The organism is Roseateles sp. P4_D2 (assembly GCF_056401875.1).
On record NZ_JBFUIM010000011.1, the window covers coordinates 34,607 to 50,628 of the forward strand.

General features: G+C 69.6%; 13 protein-coding genes. 7 read left to right on the top strand and 6 right to left on the bottom strand.

The genetic code is table 11. From position 1 onward, the window contains the following. The first annotated feature begins 10 nt into the window (after window positions 1-10). The 6 genes from AC1DW0_RS19645 to AC1DW0_RS19670 all read left to right on the top strand — a co-directional run bounded on the left by AC1DW0_RS19645 (window position 11) and on the right by AC1DW0_RS19670 (window position 9,628). Window positions 11-3,433, top strand: a complete 3,423-nt coding sequence (locus AC1DW0_RS19645) for a BTAD domain-containing putative transcriptional regulator (protein WP_477947497.1) — start codon at window positions 11-13, stop codon at window positions 3,431-3,433. Between the two features lie 69 nt (window positions 3,434-3,502). After that, on the top strand, window positions 3,503-4,543 hold the full coding sequence (locus AC1DW0_RS19650) for a hypothetical protein (RefSeq protein WP_477947499.1): 1,041 nt from the start codon (window positions 3,503-3,505) through the stop codon (window positions 4,541-4,543). A gap of 210 nt (window positions 4,544-4,753) precedes the next feature. Continuing rightward, window positions 4,754-6,688 (top strand): S1 family peptidase, encoded by a 1,935-nt coding sequence (locus AC1DW0_RS19655; protein WP_477947501.1) that lies wholly within the window; start codon window positions 4,754-4,756, stop codon window positions 6,686-6,688. 206 nt (window positions 6,689-6,894) lie between these two features. Continuing rightward, entirely contained in the window at window positions 6,895-8,328 is a 1,434-nt protein-coding gene (gene nirK / locus AC1DW0_RS19660; protein WP_477947503.1) for a copper-containing nitrite reductase, read from the top strand. After that, window positions 8,328-9,068, top strand: coding sequence for a formylglycine-generating enzyme family protein (locus tag AC1DW0_RS19665; protein ID WP_477947505.1), 741 nt, complete (start codon window positions 8,328-8,330; stop codon window positions 9,066-9,068). The genes nirK and AC1DW0_RS19665 overlap by 1 nt, the downstream gene beginning before the upstream one ends. Then, entirely contained in the window at window positions 9,065-9,628 is a 564-nt protein-coding gene (locus tag AC1DW0_RS19670) for an SCO family protein (protein WP_477947507.1), read from the top strand. Before AC1DW0_RS19665 ends, AC1DW0_RS19670 begins: the two co-directional genes overlap by 4 nt. Before the next feature lie 3 nt (window positions 9,629-9,631). Here the strand turns inward: AC1DW0_RS19670 and AC1DW0_RS19675 are convergent, their stop codons facing one another. The 4 genes from AC1DW0_RS19675 to moaA form a co-directional block, all read right to left on the bottom strand. Continuing rightward, complete coding sequence (locus tag AC1DW0_RS19675; protein WP_457349872.1) at window positions 9,632-10,075, bottom strand: hypothetical protein; 444 nt, start codon at window positions 10,073-10,075, stop codon at window positions 9,632-9,634. A gap of 36 nt (window positions 10,076-10,111) precedes the next feature. Further along, on the bottom strand, window positions 10,112-11,554 hold the full coding sequence (locus AC1DW0_RS19680) for a hypothetical protein (protein WP_477947510.1): 1,443 nt from the start codon (window positions 11,552-11,554) through the stop codon (window positions 10,112-10,114). A 101-nt stretch (window positions 11,555-11,655) separates the two neighbouring features. Beyond that, complete coding sequence (locus tag AC1DW0_RS19685; RefSeq protein ID WP_477947512.1) at window positions 11,656-12,861, bottom strand: NAD(P)H-dependent flavin oxidoreductase; 1,206 nt, start codon at window positions 12,859-12,861, stop codon at window positions 11,656-11,658. A gap of 87 nt (window positions 12,862-12,948) precedes the next feature. Next, window positions 12,949-14,019: a GTP 3',8-cyclase MoaA gene (gene moaA, locus AC1DW0_RS19690; protein ID WP_477947514.1), complete on the bottom strand. Its 1,071-nt coding sequence runs from the start codon at window positions 14,017-14,019 to the stop codon at window positions 12,949-12,951. 172 nt (window positions 14,020-14,191) lie between these two features. Between moaA and AC1DW0_RS19695 the strand changes: the two genes are divergently transcribed. Continuing rightward, the gene (locus tag AC1DW0_RS19695; protein WP_056197871.1) at window positions 14,192-14,584 is read left to right on the top strand and encodes a hypothetical protein; all 393 of its coding nucleotides are present in this window, start codon (window positions 14,192-14,194) and stop codon (window positions 14,582-14,584) included. Here the strand turns inward: AC1DW0_RS19695 and AC1DW0_RS19700 are convergent. Both AC1DW0_RS19700 and AC1DW0_RS19705 read right to left on the bottom strand, forming a co-directional pair. Then, window positions 14,581-15,270 (bottom strand): carbonic anhydrase, encoded by a 690-nt coding sequence (locus AC1DW0_RS19700; RefSeq protein ID WP_056197873.1) that lies wholly within the window; start codon window positions 15,268-15,270, stop codon window positions 14,581-14,583. The genes AC1DW0_RS19695 and AC1DW0_RS19700 overlap by 4 nt on opposite strands. Further along, on the bottom strand, window positions 15,270-16,019 hold the full coding sequence (locus tag AC1DW0_RS19705) for a peptidylprolyl isomerase (protein WP_082532687.1): 750 nt from the start codon (window positions 16,017-16,019) through the stop codon (window positions 15,270-15,272). The genes AC1DW0_RS19700 and AC1DW0_RS19705 overlap by 1 nt, the downstream gene beginning before the upstream one ends. Window positions 16,020-16,022 lie beyond the last annotated feature (3 nt).

Sequence of the window (16,022 nt, forward strand, 5' to 3'; positions counted from 1 at the left end):
CAATCCGCGCATGCAAGAACCGTCGGGTGCCGAGCTGGAGTTGCGCGTGTTGGGGCCGGTGCGCCTTTGGCGCGGTGGCCATCCCGTGGCGTTGACGAACCGCAAGACGCAGGCGCTGCTGCTGGTGCTCGCGCTGGACGGCGGCGCCAGCCGCCCGCATTTGTGCGCGCTGCTGTGGCCGGATCTGGACGAACCCAGCGCGCGCCGCAACCTGCGCCGCGAGTTGGCGCGGCTGCGCGAGGCGGGCGTGCCCGAATCCTTTCGGGCCGATGACGACCATCTGCACCCTGGCGATACGCTGCGTTGCGACCTGCTGCTGGCCGAAGCCATGCCCGAGCTGGCGCTTGCGGGCTGGCCGGGCGAGCTGGCGGACGGCCTGCAGCTGGACGACGCGCCGCAGTTCGCGCCGTGGCTGAGCGCCGCGCGCGAGCGGGCACTGCGACTGCGGCTGCGCGCGCTGGAGGCCGCGGCCGCAGCCGCCGAGGTGCGCGCCGACCTGCCCGCCACGCTGGGCTATGTGCAGACCCTGCTGAGCGAGGACGGCCTGCAGGAGCGGCATCACCGCCAGGCCATGCGCCTGCTGGCTGCCACTGGCCAGCGCGAGGCGGCATTGCGCCAGTTTGAGCGCTGCCAGGCCATGCTGGCGGCCGAGCTGGGGCTGGCGCCCATGCCCGAGACCGTGGCGCTGGCGCAGTCGCTGCGCGGCAGCGCGCCGGCTGCCCCGCCCTTGCCCATCCGCCCCCCGCAGGCCTGGCCGGAGCGCCTGCCCTTCGTCGGCCGGGCCACCGAGGTGGCGCGGCTGCAAGGCGCCTGGGCGCGCCGCACCGCAGTCGTCATCGTCGGCGAGGCTGGCGTCGGCAAGACCCGCCTGGCCACCGATTTCGCGGCCTCGCAGGGCGCCTATGCGCTGGTGCGCTGCCGCAGCGGCGACCATGACATCGCCTTCGGTGCCTGTGCCCGCGTGCTGCGCGTGCTGGCTGGCGAGCCGCCCGACCTGCGCGGGCTGGACGACTGGATCGTGGCCGAAGTGACCCGGCTGCTGCCCGAACTGGGCCCGGCACCGGCGCCGCTGCGCACGCAGGCCGAGCGGCTGCGCTTCGACGAGGCCTGCATCCAGGCCTGGCTGGCGCTGTCGCGCGGCGCCTTCGACGCCCTCGTGCTGGATGACTGGCAGCTGGCCGACCCCGCCAGCCGCACGCTGCTGGCCCGCGCCGCCGCACGCCGCCGCGAGGCCGGCTCGGAAGGCACCATCGAGCTGGTTTGCTGGCGCGGCGCCAGCGACGACCCCGAACTGCTGGGCTTCAGCGCGGCACTCGCGGCCGAGACGGTCGCGCTCGGTCCCTTGTCGGCGGAAGCGGTGTACGAGCTGGTGCGCCAATTGTCCGGCGCCGCCGACCCGGTGCGCTTTGCCGAGCGCCTGTGCAGCGCCACCGGCGGCCACCCCTACTTCATCTCGGAGACGCTGCGCGACCTGGCCGAGACTGCGGTGCTGGACGTCGACGAGCAAGGCCGCTGGCGCACTCCGTTCGACGCCGTGACGCAGGACTACCGCGAGCTGCCCATGCCCGCCAGCGTGCGCGAGGCCGTGCTGGCGCGGGTGCGCCGACTGGACGCGCAGACGGCACGCCTGCTCGAAGCGGCCGCGCTGGCCGGTGAGCCTTTCGGTGCCGCCTGGCTGGCCTCGGCCTGCGCGCTGTCGGAACTCGAGACGGTGCAGGCGCTGGAGCAGGCAGCACGCGCCCAGCTCGTGCGGGCCCATGCGGCCGGCGGCTATGCCTGGGCGCACGACCTGGCACGCCAAGCGCTGGACTCGGCCCTGGAGCCGGTGCGGCGGCGCCTGGTGCACCACCGCCTGGCGCTGGGGGCCGAAGCGCTGGGCGCAACCGCCGAGGCCGCGCGCCATTTCGAAGCCTGCGGCGAGCCCCGACGTGCCGTCGCCCACCGGCTGGCCGCTGGCGATGCCGCCCGCGCGCTGGCGGCACTGGGCGAAGCGGCGCGGCATTGGCAACACGGCTTGGCCGACGAGCCGACGCCGCCCCAGGCCGCCATGCTGCTGGCCCGTTTGCTGGAGGCTGAAAACGGCCTGGGCCGCCGCACCGAGGCCGAGGCCTGCCGGCAGCGCCTGGAAGACCTGTGCGCAGGCACCGCACTGCCGCCCGATGTCGAGGTGGACGCGGGCCACGCTCTCGCCCGCTATCTCGTGCGCGGCGAGGGCGCCCAGGCCGCACTCGCCCTGCTCGACGCGCTGCCCCCGCCGACCGACGACAGCCAGCGGCTGCGCGGCTTGTCGCTGCGCATGGACGCGCTGCAACGGCACGGCCGAATCGACGAGGCTCGCATGCTGGGCGATGAGGCGCTGACCCTCGTCCACCCCGCCCACCCCGAACGCGCGGAGCTGCTGGCATCGCTGGCCATGCTGGAGTTCTCCGCCGCGCATTTCGATGCGGCTGTCACGCGTGCCGACCAATTCGTCACCGCCAGCCGGCAGCGCGGCGACGGCATGCTGATCGCCCGCAGCCTGCAATTGCGCGGCGCCTTCCAGGCCGAGCGCGGCAACGTGGACGCCGCCGAGGCCGACCTGCGTGAGGCCGCCGCGCTGGCCGGGCGCTTCGGCAACCGGCCCACGCAGCTGTTCTCCCTGTACAACCTGGCGGTCACTTTCCTGCAGCAAACGCGCCCCGGCGACGCGCTGCCGGTGGCCCTGGAAGGCTGGGCCTTGTGCGCCGACCAGAAGGGCAGCGAGGCCAGGACGATGTTTCGCGCGCTGTTCATCGACGCCTATTTCATGCTCGGCGACTGGGGCCGCACCTGGGCCCACATCGAGCCGGCCATCGACGAGATCATCGCCATCGGTCAGCCGATGTCTATCGCCGGCATCGCCATGGCGGTGCTGGAGCCGATGGCGGTGCTGGGCCAGTGGCCACGCGCCGCGGCCCTGCTCGCGGCGCTGGACCACGATGCGCTGGCCCAGTCGCCGCAGGCTGGGCAGCCGGTCTGGCTGGCTTGCGCGGTGGGCGCGCTGCTGCGCGGTGAGGTGAGTGAAGCGCGAAGCTGGTTGCGGCGCCTGGGGCCGCCCGACGAACTCGAGAACCCACGTGTCCGGCAGCGGCTCGCGCTAGTGGACGCCCAACGCTGTTGCTGCGAAGGTGACCTCGCCGGCGCGCTGGCGCGGTTGCCCGACGACGACGCGCCGGGCATGAACGACGAACTGAGGCTGCGCATGCTGGCGGTGCGCTGCCGCGCCGGTGCCGACGCGTCACAGCTGGCTCTGGCCCGGGCGGTGCTCGATGACCCCCGCACCAACGCCACCGCCGCGCTGGAGCTGGCGCAGGCGCTGGGCGGCAAGGTGCTCGCAGCCCGGTTGGAACGCCTGGGCGCCAGCCTGGCCGACTGGCCCGAGATCCAGGCCAGCTTGCGCACCACCTGGCTCTGAACAGGCGCGCCGCAACGGCGCGGCAACGGCCGCGTTCTACCGTGGCGGCACCGCATCTCGGAGCACGCCATGAAACTGATCGCATTCCTGATGGCCGGCCTGCCGGCCGGCAGCGCCCAGACCGACAACGGCATCGACTGGACCGTGGCTGCGGTCGTGCCTGAACCGTGGCTGGTGGGCAGGCTGGCCCGGCGCCGGCTGACAACACGCAGGGCGCCGTTATTGATCAGATGCGCACGACTTGCCGCGGCGGCCTCATTGCTGACCCTGTCGCTTTCAGCGACGGCGGCCGGTGTCTTTGTGGAGGCGCTCCTGCTCACGCAAAGTGCCGACAACGTCATCACGACCGGCTCCTGCACACCCGGCAGCACCGCTTCTTTCGAGTGCGTGGGGTTCGGTCGGTTCATCGGGCTCGGCTCGCCAACGACAGACACCGGCACTGTGACCCATCTGCGTTCGGTATTCGACGCCGGCAACGTCTCGCAGGTGCCGAACTTCGTGATGAACGCCAGGGCACGCGCATTCGCATCCTTCGGCCAACTGCACGCGTCCACCTTCGTCCAGATTCAAGGTGCGGGCGGCAACGACGTCTCCATCGGTGGACGCGCCACGGCGCAGTTGACGGATCGCGTGACCATCAACTCGACCGTGCTGCCCGCCGGAACCCCCGTGTCGGTCAAGGTGTTGATGGACGTGAGCGGGCAAGGCGGCGGGCGGCTCTCCTTCGGCATCAACCAGTTCAATCAAAACGTGGACGTGTCGGACGATTTCGGCGGCGACGCGTTGAAGGACTACGAAACGACCTTCTCCGCCAAAGTGGGTGAGAAGGTCAGCGTCACCTATGGGCTCGTGGCCTTTACGCGAATGTTTTCCAACGGCTGGGGGCCAGGCGATGTGCTCAATGGGCGCAACAACAGTGCCGACTACGGCAACTCCGCCTACCTCTACATGGGCGGCCTGGACCCCGCGCTGGGTATCACGCTGCAAAGCGACAGCGGCTTCACCTACGCCGTGCCTTCGGCGGTGCCCGAACCGGTTGCGGCATGGCTGCTGCTGATCGGGCTGCCTGTGCTGGCGTGGCGGGCTCGCAAGCTGAACCGTCGCGTTTGAAGGGCGTGGCGCGGGGTGCCGGGCCGACAGGCACAAGTCAGGCACCCGTCAGGCACTTCATCCTTCTTCACCCGCTCGATACCAGCCGGCAGCCTGCCCGCCGCAGCATCCCTCGGCGGCCCAGCCTTCTTCGGGCCGTCACCAGAAGGGAGGCGTATGCAAAAGTCATTGGCAGCGGCGGCTCGCATCGGCGGGGTTGTGGTTCTCGCTTTGCAGCTCTGCGTCGGCGCGTGCGCGGCGCCGCTGGAGGCCGACATCCAGCGCAAGGTGCGCGAGGCGACCTTTGAAGTCGTCCTGCCCAAGCCGGCCCAGGAGTCCGTCACCTACGACAAGCCCTGGCAGGAGCTGATTCCCTACCAGCTGCGCTCCGACAAGTACGTGTCGATAGGGACTGCCTTCGCCATCGGCCCGAACCAGTACGCCACGGCGATGCACGTGCTGATCGCAGCGTTCGGCGACTCGCGCGGCGAGCCGATGTTGCGCGACGCGGACGGCAAGCTCTATCCGATCGCGCAGATCACCAAGGGCTCTATCGACCAGGACTTCGCGGTGTTCACGCTGGCCAAGCAGCCGGATCGTTCCGCCTTCCTGGAACTGAATGACAAGCCGGAGCTCAACGAGACGGTCTACGCCGTCGGCAACGCACTCGGCGAGGGCGTCGTCATGCGGGAAGGGAACTACACGTCGGACACGCCGGAAGACGAGAGCGGGCGCTGGAAGTGGATGCGATTCTCCGCGCCGATATCGGGCGGCAACAGCGGCGGACCACTGATCGACGCCAAGGGCAGCGTGATCGGCCTCGTGCGCGCCATGCGCACCACCGAAAACACGCTGAACATTGCCGTTCCCGCCACGCTCGTGAAGACCGCGCCAGATCACCTGGTGAGCGTGGATTCGCGCGCCGTCGCCGGCTTCGCCGTCTTCGACAAGACGCGGTCGGGACGATTCAAGACGGACATCACTGCGCCAAAGAGCTTCGCCGAGCTGTCGGTGGCCTATATGAAGGCGGCGGACGAGTTCAATACGGCGCAGCTGCGCGGGCTGCTCGCCGACAACGCGAACGAGACTTTCCCCCGCGGCAGCGGCAGCGAACGGCTGCTTCACGGCCTCTACGAGCGCAGCGCGCCCGCCATCGTCGTGCAGAACGGCAACGGCAACTGGATCTTCACTCAGCCGAGCTACACGCGGCTCGATCTTGGCCGCGAGGGCTGGCAGGACTCGGCCAACTTCAAGGGATACCTCGTGTTCCACCGGCACAAGCCGAACAACGTCAATCAGGCGAAGTGGTATTCGGACGCCCAGATGGCCAGGGAGGTGGTGCTCAAGGCGTCCCCGGCCACGATCCACATCAATGCCGAGAATGCCAAGATCGTTTCAATGGGCGCTCCGACCGAGGACACCCTCTTCACCGACTCCTGGGGCCGGGTCTGGCAAGTGCGCGCCTGGCACATCACCACCTGGTTCGGCAGCGACTGGCTGGTCGAATTCGACCTGCCCGTGCCCGACGGTACGGTCGGTTTCGAGAGCAGGGTCTCCACGCTGGGGCGCGATTTCCAGATCGAGCGGATGAAGCTGCTGACCGGCTTCTTCGCGGCGTCCTACGAAGGAAAGCTCTCGCAATGGGACCGCTTCCTGTCACAGCGGCCCCTGCTGCCCAAGCCGCTGGCGGCATCGGTGCTGCATATCGACTTTGGCCGCAGCTTCGCCTTCGACGATCGCCGCTTGGCTTTCAGCTACGGGCCCGAGTTGCAGAAGATCGATCAGGACGGCCGCCTGCGGCTGGACTTCGCATTCACCCGTGACGCCGCGGATGCCCAGTTGGGCATCGCAGGCATCGTGGCCTACAACGCCGACGAGAAGACCGAGATCGACGTCTTCCGCCATGGGACACCCGCAGAGGCCGGGAGCGAGGCCGCGAAGACGGAATGGCGCAAACGGCTTCATCACGCCCATCCCTACGACGGCGTTGCGCTGACCGCGAACGACCGGCAAATGATCAGCACGATCTATGGCGTTGCGGATGCCCAGCCGGCCCCGGACGTCCTCTACACCTTCCAGTACCGGGCCGAGACCGGCACGCCGCAGGACCGGATGAAGGCCAAGCTCGACCTGCTGATGCAACAGGCGAAGGTCAACGAGCGCTGATCGCGCGGCGGTACGCTCGCCCGACCGAACCGCGACGGCACGATGGCCGCGAGGATGACGAGGGCGAGAAGGCGGAGGGCCGCTCGCACGGCGGGATGTGGTTGAGTTGATGAGATGCACAGCCCCCTGCTGCCTCGCTTGATCCAGCGCAAGGCCGCATCTACCTGTGCTGCCTAGCATGGCCCGAACCACAACGGAGACCCGCCATGCTGCTGCGCCTGCTTCTGCTCGCCGCGATCACCACGTCCACGCTGGCTCAGGGCGCACCCGCTCTGCCAGTCGTACAGGCTCAGCTGACCAGCCCGCCCTTCGTGCCGCCACCGACCGGGCGCAAGTCGCCGGCCAAGGTGATCGTCGAGCTGGAGGTCGTCGAGAGAGACATGCCCATCTCGGAGGGCGTCAGCTACACCTTCTGGACCTTTGGCGGCACCGTGCCGGGCAGCTTCATCCGCGTGCGCCAGGGCGACACGGTGGAGTTCCACCTGAAGAACCACCCGAGCAGCAAGATGCCCCACAACATCGACCTGCACGGCGTCACCGGCCCCGGCGGCGGCGCGGCCTCCAGCTTCACGGCGCCGGGCCATGAATCACAGTTCACCTTCAAGGCCCTCAACGAAGGCATCTACGTCTACCACTGCGCCACCGCGCCGGTGGGCATGCACGTGGCCAACGGCATGTACGGCCTCATCCTCGTCGAGCCGCCCCAAGGCCTGCCCAAGGTGGACCATGAGTTCTACGTCATGCAGGGCGACTTCTACACGACCGGCAAATACCGCGAGAAGGGCCAGCAGCCCTTCGACATGGAAAAGGCCATCGCCGAGCAGCCGACCTATGTGCTGTTCAACGGCGCCGAGGGCGCGCTGACCGGTGACAAGGCGATCAAGGCCAAGGTGGGCGAGAGCGTGCGCCTGTTCGTCGGCAACGGCGGCCCCAACCTGGTGTCGAGCTTCCACGTCATCGGCGCCATCTTCGACAACGTGCGCTTCGAGGGCGGCACGCTGGCGCAGAAAAACGTGCAGACGACGCTGATCCCCGCCGGCGGCGCGGCCATCGTCGACTTCAAGGCCAAGGTGCCGGGCAGCTATGTGATGGTCGACCACTCCATCTTCCGCGCCTTCAACAAGGGCGCGCTGGCCATCCTGAAGATCGACGGCCCCGAGGACAAGAGCATCTATTCCGGCAAGGAGGTCGACTCGGTCTACCTGGGTGACCGCGCCGCGCCCAACCTCGGCGCCGTGACCGCCGCCACCGCGGCCGCCGCGGGCGGCACCTTGACGGCCAAGGACCAGATCGCCGCCGGCCAGGCGCTGTTCGCCGGCACCTGCTCGGTCTGCCACCAGGCCAACGGCGCCGGGCTGCCGGGCGTGTTCCCGCCGCTGGCCAAATCCGACTGGCTGGGACAGGACGCCAAGCGGGCCGTCGGTGTCGTGCTGCACGGCCTGTCGGGCAAGGTCAAGGTCAACGGCAAGGACTACGACTCGGTCATGCCGCCGATGAACCAGCTCAACGACGACGAGGTCGCCAACATCCTGACCTATGTGCTGAACAGCTGGGGCAATGTGGGCGGCAGCGTCTCGGCCGACGAGGTCAAGAAGCAGCGTGCCGCCAAGCCCGCCACCACCAACCAGGCAGCACACTGATGGCCCTGGCCAGCGCGTTGCTGGGCTTGGCCGGCGCGGCCTATGTGGCCCTGCCGGCCGGCACGCTCAACAGCGTGCTGGCCCGCGACACCGACCGCGAGCCGACGCGCGTCGCGGCCTTCCAGATGCGCGAGACGCCCGTCACGCGTAGCGAGTTCGGCCGCTTTCTGTCCACCCACACCGAATGGCAGGCCAGCCGCGCGCCTGAGGCCTTCGCCGGTGCCGGCTATCTGCGCCATTGGGCCGAAGTCAGCGCCGAGGCCGGCGGTGAGGACACCCCCGTCACCGAGGTCAGCTGGTTCGCCGCCCAGGCCTATTGCGAGTCCGAGGGCGGCCGACTGCCGACCTGGTACGAATGGGAATACGCCGCCGCGGCCGACGCCACGCGCACCGACGCGCGCGGCGACCCGGCCTGGCTGGCGCGCATCCTGGGCTGGTATGCCCGCCCGGCCAACCGCGCGCTGCCAGCAGTAGGGGGCTCGGCGAACGTCTACGGCGTGCGCGACCTGCACGGCGTGGCCTGGGAATGGGTGGATGACTTCAACGCCCTGCTCGTCAACGCCGACAGCCGCAGCGCCGGTGACCCGGACCGGCTGAAGTTCTGTGGCGCCGGTGCCATCGACCTGCAGGACCGCCAGAACTACGCCGTGCTGATGCGCGTGGCGCTGCTCTCTTCTCTCAGCGCGGCCGACAGCACCGGCAGCCTGGGCTTTCGATGTGCTCGCGAGGTAAAGCCATGAAACGATTTCTGATCTGGGCCTGGCTGTCGCTGGCCGGCGCGGCCATGGCCGCCCTGCCCGGCGATTCGGTCTACCAGCTGGATGCCAGGCTGACCAACCAACAGGGCCAGGTGATCCGCCTGGATGGCGGACGCGGCCAGCCGGTGCTGGTCAGCATGTTCTACACCTCCTGCCAGTTCGTCTGCCCGATGCTGATCGACGCGGCGCGCGACACCGAGGCGGCGCTGACCGAGGCCGAGCGCCGGCGCGTGAAGGTGCTGCTGATCAGCTTCGACCCGGCGCGCGACACGCCGGCCAGGCTGGAAGCCATGGCCAAGGAGCGTGGGCTGGACGCCTCGCAATGGACGCTGGCCCGCACCGACCCGGCCACGGTGCGCAAGATCGCCGCGCTGCTGAAGTTCCAGTACCGCGCCCTGCCCGACGGAGAGTTCAATCACAGCGCCGAGCTCATCCTGCTCGACGGCGAAGGCCGCATCACGGCGCGCACCTCCATGCTGGCCGGCGCGGATGCAAACATGGTCAACGCGATCCGCAAGCAGGTGGCGGCGCGCCAGCCCTGACCGTCAACGGCGGCGCGTCGACACCACGAAGCGAACCAGCCGGCGCTGCGCGTCCGCCGTAACGCCAAAGGACAGCGTGCCCCACTCCCGCTCGTACACCAGATAGACCGGCACGCTGCCGGGGCGAAAGCGCGGCGACGGGATCTCGGTCTTGAAGTCGAGCCCGTAGTGCGTGCCGATGGCGGTCCCGTCGATGCCGCCATCCTCGCGCAGCGTTGCACTGAGGAAGACGGCGCCGTCGCCAATGTCGGCGTCGGGCATGCGCAGGTCGATCGCTTCATACGCCCCGCCCTTGCCTGCAGCCGGCGCCCAGGCCTCAATGGCGGCTGTGTCGGCATCCGGGTCCCGCACCAGGGTGACGCCGAGGAGGCTTGAGACCTTGGCGGGATCCAGCGCTGGCTCGGCCACCAACTGGTCAATCATTGCGAAGAGGGTCAGGTCGCTCATGGGCTGGCGCTCCGAAAGGGGTGCGGGCTTCAAAGATCAGGGGAAGAGGGTCACGCCGCTCAAGTCAGCGTAGTCGAGCTGCTTGGCCGGCTCGGACGCATGGGCACTGTTCCAGGTGTCGATATGGCCGCGGCCATAGTAGGTCTTGTAGTCTTCATGGGTCGTGCTGGTGATGAGGTCGCCAAACTCCTTGGCCATCTCCTGGCGCGCCGTGGCCTCGTCGATGTCGCCTTTTTCCAGCTTGTCGTAGATCGCCATGAACTTGCCGGAGGCGTCGGCCGGCACCTCGCTCACCACGCCCTCGGCCGCATGTTCCTTGGCGGCCCGGCAGGCCACGAGCTGGGCTTCGCCTTCGTCGATGAAGTCCACCTCGGTGGCCTTGCGCACATATTCCAGCCCGTCCGCCACGCTGTTCAGCGTGGGCTTGGGCGGCGGCGTGAACAGCGCGTGGCCGGTCTCGTGCGCCAGCCCACCCAGGGCCTCGTCGAGCGGGTCGCTGGGGTCGATGGCGATGGTCTTGTTGACCTTGTCGCAGTAGCTGCCCCCGCCCGGCTCGTTGAGCTTGATGACCCATTTGTCCTGCTGCAGCTTGACGATATTGGTCTTGAGCGTGGGCGACTGGGCCAGCTTCTCGTTGATCCCCTTGAGCCCCTTCTTGATGGTCTTGCTGCCCTTGGGCACTTTCTCCAGCGGCGTTTCGGCGAGCTGGTTGGTCTTGTCGACCACGGTCTGGGCCAACTTCTTCAGCTCGCTGTCCGACATCGGCTTGTCGGTCTTGCCGAGCTGGTTCTTCAGCGCCTGGTCGAGGATGCGCTTTTGCTCGTCGTTGAGCTTGGCCGAGCCCTTGAGCTGCTTCAGCTCGGTGCCCGTCGAGCCGAACTTTGCGGTGCCGCTGTCGACATTGGCCTTGCGCGCCACCGCCCTGGCGCAGTCGGCCACGGCGGTCTTGAATGCCGGCAAGGCCTTGATGGCGTCGACATAGGCCGTGATGGTCTTGGGGTCGGCGGGCAGCTTGGCCTTGGCCTGAGTGACCGCATCGAATGCGGCCGTCAATCCGCTCGGTGCCGTGGCCGGCAGGGCCTTGAGCGCCTTGTCGATCTCCGCCTTGTTGTCGTCGTATTTCTTTTTCAGCTGCTGCAGGGCCTTGGTCTCGACCTTGAGGTAGTCAGCCACCTTCCTGCCCAGCACGTCCAGGGCCTTGGCAGCCAGCACGAAGTCCTGCAGGGTCTTGGGGTCAGCCACCAGGCCATTGCGGGCGCTCTGCACGGCGGCATGCGCCGACTCAACGCCGGGCGGTGCCGCACCGGGCACCTTGGCCAGATCGCCCTGCTCGAGCTTGAGCTTGGCGGCGTCGTACTTGCCCTTGGCCGTGGCCACCGGGTCGTTCTTCGTGGGTTTGGCGTCGACCGACTCCAGCACCTCGCGCACGGCGGTCCGGGCGCCTCCTCGCTTGGGCAACTGGTCGGGCGGCGTGGACATGGGGAGCGCTCCTTCGGGGCGTCAAGGCCGCAGGGCCTCCGGCGGGATGGGGCGCGAGGATAGGAGCTCCCCGTGACCACGGTCAAGCCAGGACGCCGGCATCACACAGGAGTTCCAACGGCGATGCCGGGCGTCAGCAGGCGCTCCAGCAACTGCCGCACGCTGGTGATCTGGCTGCCGAAGGGCAGCCCGCCGCGGCCGCGGAAGAACAGGCCCTTGTTGACCTCGCCCCGCAATGCCGACCCCAGGCGCTGGTCAATGCAGAACTGGCCCCAGCCCTTGAGGCCGTCGCGCAGGCCGCACTGGCTCAGGCAGTCGAAGGCCATCGTGCAGCGCTGCTTGAGCTGGGCCACGGCCTGCAGCCTTTCCTCGGCCTTCAGGTATTTGCGAAGCCACGGCGTCATCACCGCGCGGGCGGGCAGGCCGGCCACGCTGGTGAACTCGACCAGGTCCTCGTCACGCGCTTCCACCAGCACCTGCTTGAAGTTGGGGTGGGCGTCGCACTCCTCGGTGGCGACGAAGGCCGTGCCGAGCTGGGCCGCGTCGGCGCCCAGGGATTGCAGGCGCTGGATGTCCTCGCAGCAGCGCACGCCGCCGGCGGCGATCAGCGGCACCTGGCCCTCCACGCCAGCGTCGCGGATCAGCTGGCGCACCGCAGGCAGCACGGTCTCGAAGTCGAAGCGCACGTCGCCCAGGTCGGCCACGCGCGCCGCGCCCAGGTGGCCGGCGGCATGGCCCGGGTGCTCGATGATGATGGCGCTGGGGATGCGCTGGCGCCGCTCCCATTTGCGCCACAGCAGCGCCACGCCGCGCGCGTCGCTGAGGATGGGCACGAGGGCCGTATTGGGGTGGTCCTGGGCCAGCTCGGGCAGGTCCAGCGGCAGGCCGGCGCCCACCACCAGCGCGTCCACGCCCTCCTGCAGCGCCGTGCGCACCGAGGCCGCGTAGTCGCTCACCGCGCGCATCACGTTGACGGCCAGCAGGCCACGCCCGCCGGCAATCCCGCGGGCCAGGCGGATCTCGCGCGCCAGTGCCTCCTGGTTGGCCTGCTGGATGACGGTCTTCTTGTTTTCGTCGCTGTCGCGCATGCCTTCGCTGCGCGCCATCAGGTCAGGGTGGTGGCGGCGCAGATCCACCGAGGCGATGGTGCCCCAGGCGCCCTGCGCGGCGACGCTGCCGGCCAGCCGATGGGCCGAGATGCCCACGCCCATGCCGCCCTGCACGATGGGCAGCAACTGCCGGCCGCGGATCAGCAGGGGTTTCAGGCTGGCCATGGCCATGCGGTCGAGAAGCGAAGGAGTGGTCATGGCGTGGGCGGATGAAAGGCGGAAGGGGCGATGCTGGGCGCAAGCGCCCCGCACCACTTTGATCTGGTGCAAGGTCAGGTGGATTCGTCAACCGCCCAGCACATGCATGTCCGCACGCTCGGGCTGTAGCAGGCGCTGCTTGTCGCGCTGCTCGGAGTAGGCGTCGCCGCGCTGCGCCCAGATGCCGGCCAGGTGCTCCCGCAGCTCCGTCTCGCCGCCCTGGGAAGCGCGCAGCAGCGGGCGCAGATCGTGGCCCTGGGGTGCGAACAGGCAGGTGAAGAGGCGGCCGTCCGCCGTCAGCCGGGCGCGCGTGCAGTCGCCGCAGAAGGCATGGCTGACGCTGCTGATGAAGCCGATCTCGCCCGCGCCGTCGGCGTAGCGCCAGCGCTGCGCCGTCTCGCCGCCACGGGTGGCGGGCAGCGGCAGCAGCGGCCAGCGCGCGGCGATGCGCGCACGCAGTTCGTCGCTGGGCAGCACCTCGTCCATCTTCCAGCCGTTGTGGCAACCGGCGTCCATGAACTCGATGAAGCGCAGCACCACGCTCGAGCCAAAGTGCTCGCGGAAGTGCCCGGCCAGCGGCAGCGCTTCGCCGTCGTTGACGCCACGGCGCACCACCATGTTGACCTTGATGCGCTCGAAGCCCGCGCGCTGCGCCGCCTCCAGCCCGCGCAGCACCTCGGCCACGGGGAAGCCGACGTCGTTCATGCGCTGGAAGACGGCGTCATCCAGCGCATCGAGGCTCACTGTGAGGCGGTTCAGGCCGGCGTCGCGCAGCGCAGCGGCCTGGCCGGCCAGCAGGCTGCCGTTGGTCGTCAGTGCCAGGTCGGGCGGCGTGCCATCCAGCGTGCGCAGCTCGGCCAACTGGCGGACAAGCCCGGCCAGGTCGCGGCGCAGCAGCGGCTCGCCGCCGGTCAGGCGCAGCGTGCGCACGCCCAGGGCCAGAGCCTCGCGGGCGACCTGCACGATCTCCTCGAAATTCAGCAGCTGCGCCTGTGGCAAGAAGCGATGGCCGGGGCCGAAGCGGCTGCGCGGCATGCAGTAGCTGCAGCGGAAATTGCAGCGGTCGGTCAGCGAAATGCGCAGGTCGCGCCAGGGGCGCTGGCGGCGGTCGTGCAGCGTGCCGTCCAGCGGTGCCAGCGAGGCGATCACACGGGGCATCCAAAGCAAAGGGGCTGTCCTTGCGTCCATGCCGGCATTCTGGGCAGCGGCCCCGGCCCGGCCCATCCGGCCGTGGCAGGACTAGGGCACTGGCGACCTACTCCTTTTGGGCGATGGCCGCCTCGTCCGCCCGCCGCGCACGCCGCGGCGGCAGCGCGTTACGGTGTCGACCATGAACATCGAGCATTTCAACGACCTGCTGGCCATGGCCCGTGCCCAGCCCGAGCCGCAACGGCTGCTGATGGTTTTCACCACGGCCGAGTGCGAACCCGACGCGACGCCCGAGCAGCGGGCCGCCCATGCCGCCGGCGAGGGCGGCGTGCTGCGCCCGCTGATGTGCGTGGACAAGGACCCGGCCGAGCTGCAGGACTTCGCGACCCTGGCCGCCGAGGCGCGCCACGCCGGGCCGGCCTGGCAACTGATGTTCACCGCTGCCCTGGCCGGCCGCACGACCACCAGCGAGATCCAGCGCATGCTGGAGCTGTTGACCAAGCGCGTGGAGACCGGTGAGTTCGGCGGGCTGCTGTCGTTCAACCCGACTGGCGAGACCGTGTTTATCGGCTAAACGATGGGGACGCCGCTGGCGTCCATCCCGTCTTCCTCGCTGCTCAGCAGGTAGGGCCCGGTGCCGGCATTGTCGGCGCGCGAGGCGGGCACGAAGGCGCCAACGGCCACGTCGAACACGTGCACCTCGCCGTCCTCGATGACGTAGTGCCAGCCGTGCAGCGTCAGCGACCGCGCCTCGACGCGCTCGCGCACCATCGGGTAGTCCATCAGCCGCTCCAGCTGCAGCACGATGGCGCGCTGCTCGGTGCGGCGCATCACCTCGGGGCCGGGCTCGGCCACCGGCAACGCGGCCTCGCGGCCCAGGTCCAGCCAGCGGGCGAGGTTCTGCGCGGCCGGCGCCACCTCGCCGTACAGCGCCCGGATGGCGCCGCAATGGCTGTGTCCGCAGACGATGATGCGGTGCACCTGCAGGTTCAGCACCGCGTACTCGATGGCCGCCGCCGTGCCGTGGAAGCCCTGGCTCTGGTCGTACGGCGGCACGAAGGCGCCGACGTTGCGCACCAGGAAAAGCTCGCCCGGGCCGGCGCCGGTCAGCAGATAGGGCACGAGGCGCGAATCCGAGCAGCCGATGAACAGCGTCAGCGGATGCTGGCCATCGTCGACGAGATGCCGGAACAGCGAGCGCTGCTGAGGGAAGGCGTCCGTCTGGAAGCGGCGCAGGCGTTCGAGCAGCTCGTCGGGCATCACTGCACCAACGGTGAACTCGCTTGCTGAAGCTCGACACCTTCCAGTCGCGCGTCCGCGGCCAGTGTCTGCAGGTACTGGCGCAGCGCGCTGATCTGATGCAGCTGGCGCATGCGCTGGGCCACGGCCTCGCGCACCTGCTCGAAGGCCGGCAGCCGCCCCGGCTCGCGTGCGTCGATGGCGGCGATGTGCAGTCCGAAGCGGCTGTGCAGCAGCTGCGGCAACACGCCGATCTCGCTGCGGCCGAACAGCTCCTTGGCGAACTCGGGCGCGCAGTCGTTCGCCGTCAGCCAGCCCAGCCGCCCGCCCTCGGCGCCACTCGGGCAGTTGGACAGCATCTTCGCCGCTTCGTCAAAAGCGGCCACGTCGCTGGCACGCAGCTGGATCAGATGCCCTTCCGCGCGCTGGCGCAGCAGGCTCACGTCCACGCCGGGCGTGACGGCGAACAGGATGTGCCGCACCTGCACGCGCTCGCCCTGCGCGTAGTGCCTGGCGTTGGCCTCGTAGTGGCGCAGGCAGGCCGTCTCGTCCGGCTCGGGGCCGGCCAGCTCCCGGGCAATCAGCGCCTCGATGGCCTGGCTGGCCGCCTCGCTCAGCGCTCCCTCGCGCGGCGCGGGGTCGTCGGCTGCGAGCAGGCCCAGCTCGATGGCGCGCTGGCGCAGCAGCTCGGTGCAGGCGCGCTGGCGCAGCGCGGCCTCGTCCAGCGCCTCTTCGACGGCGGCGATTTCGATGTGGTTCACATGAGCCATGGC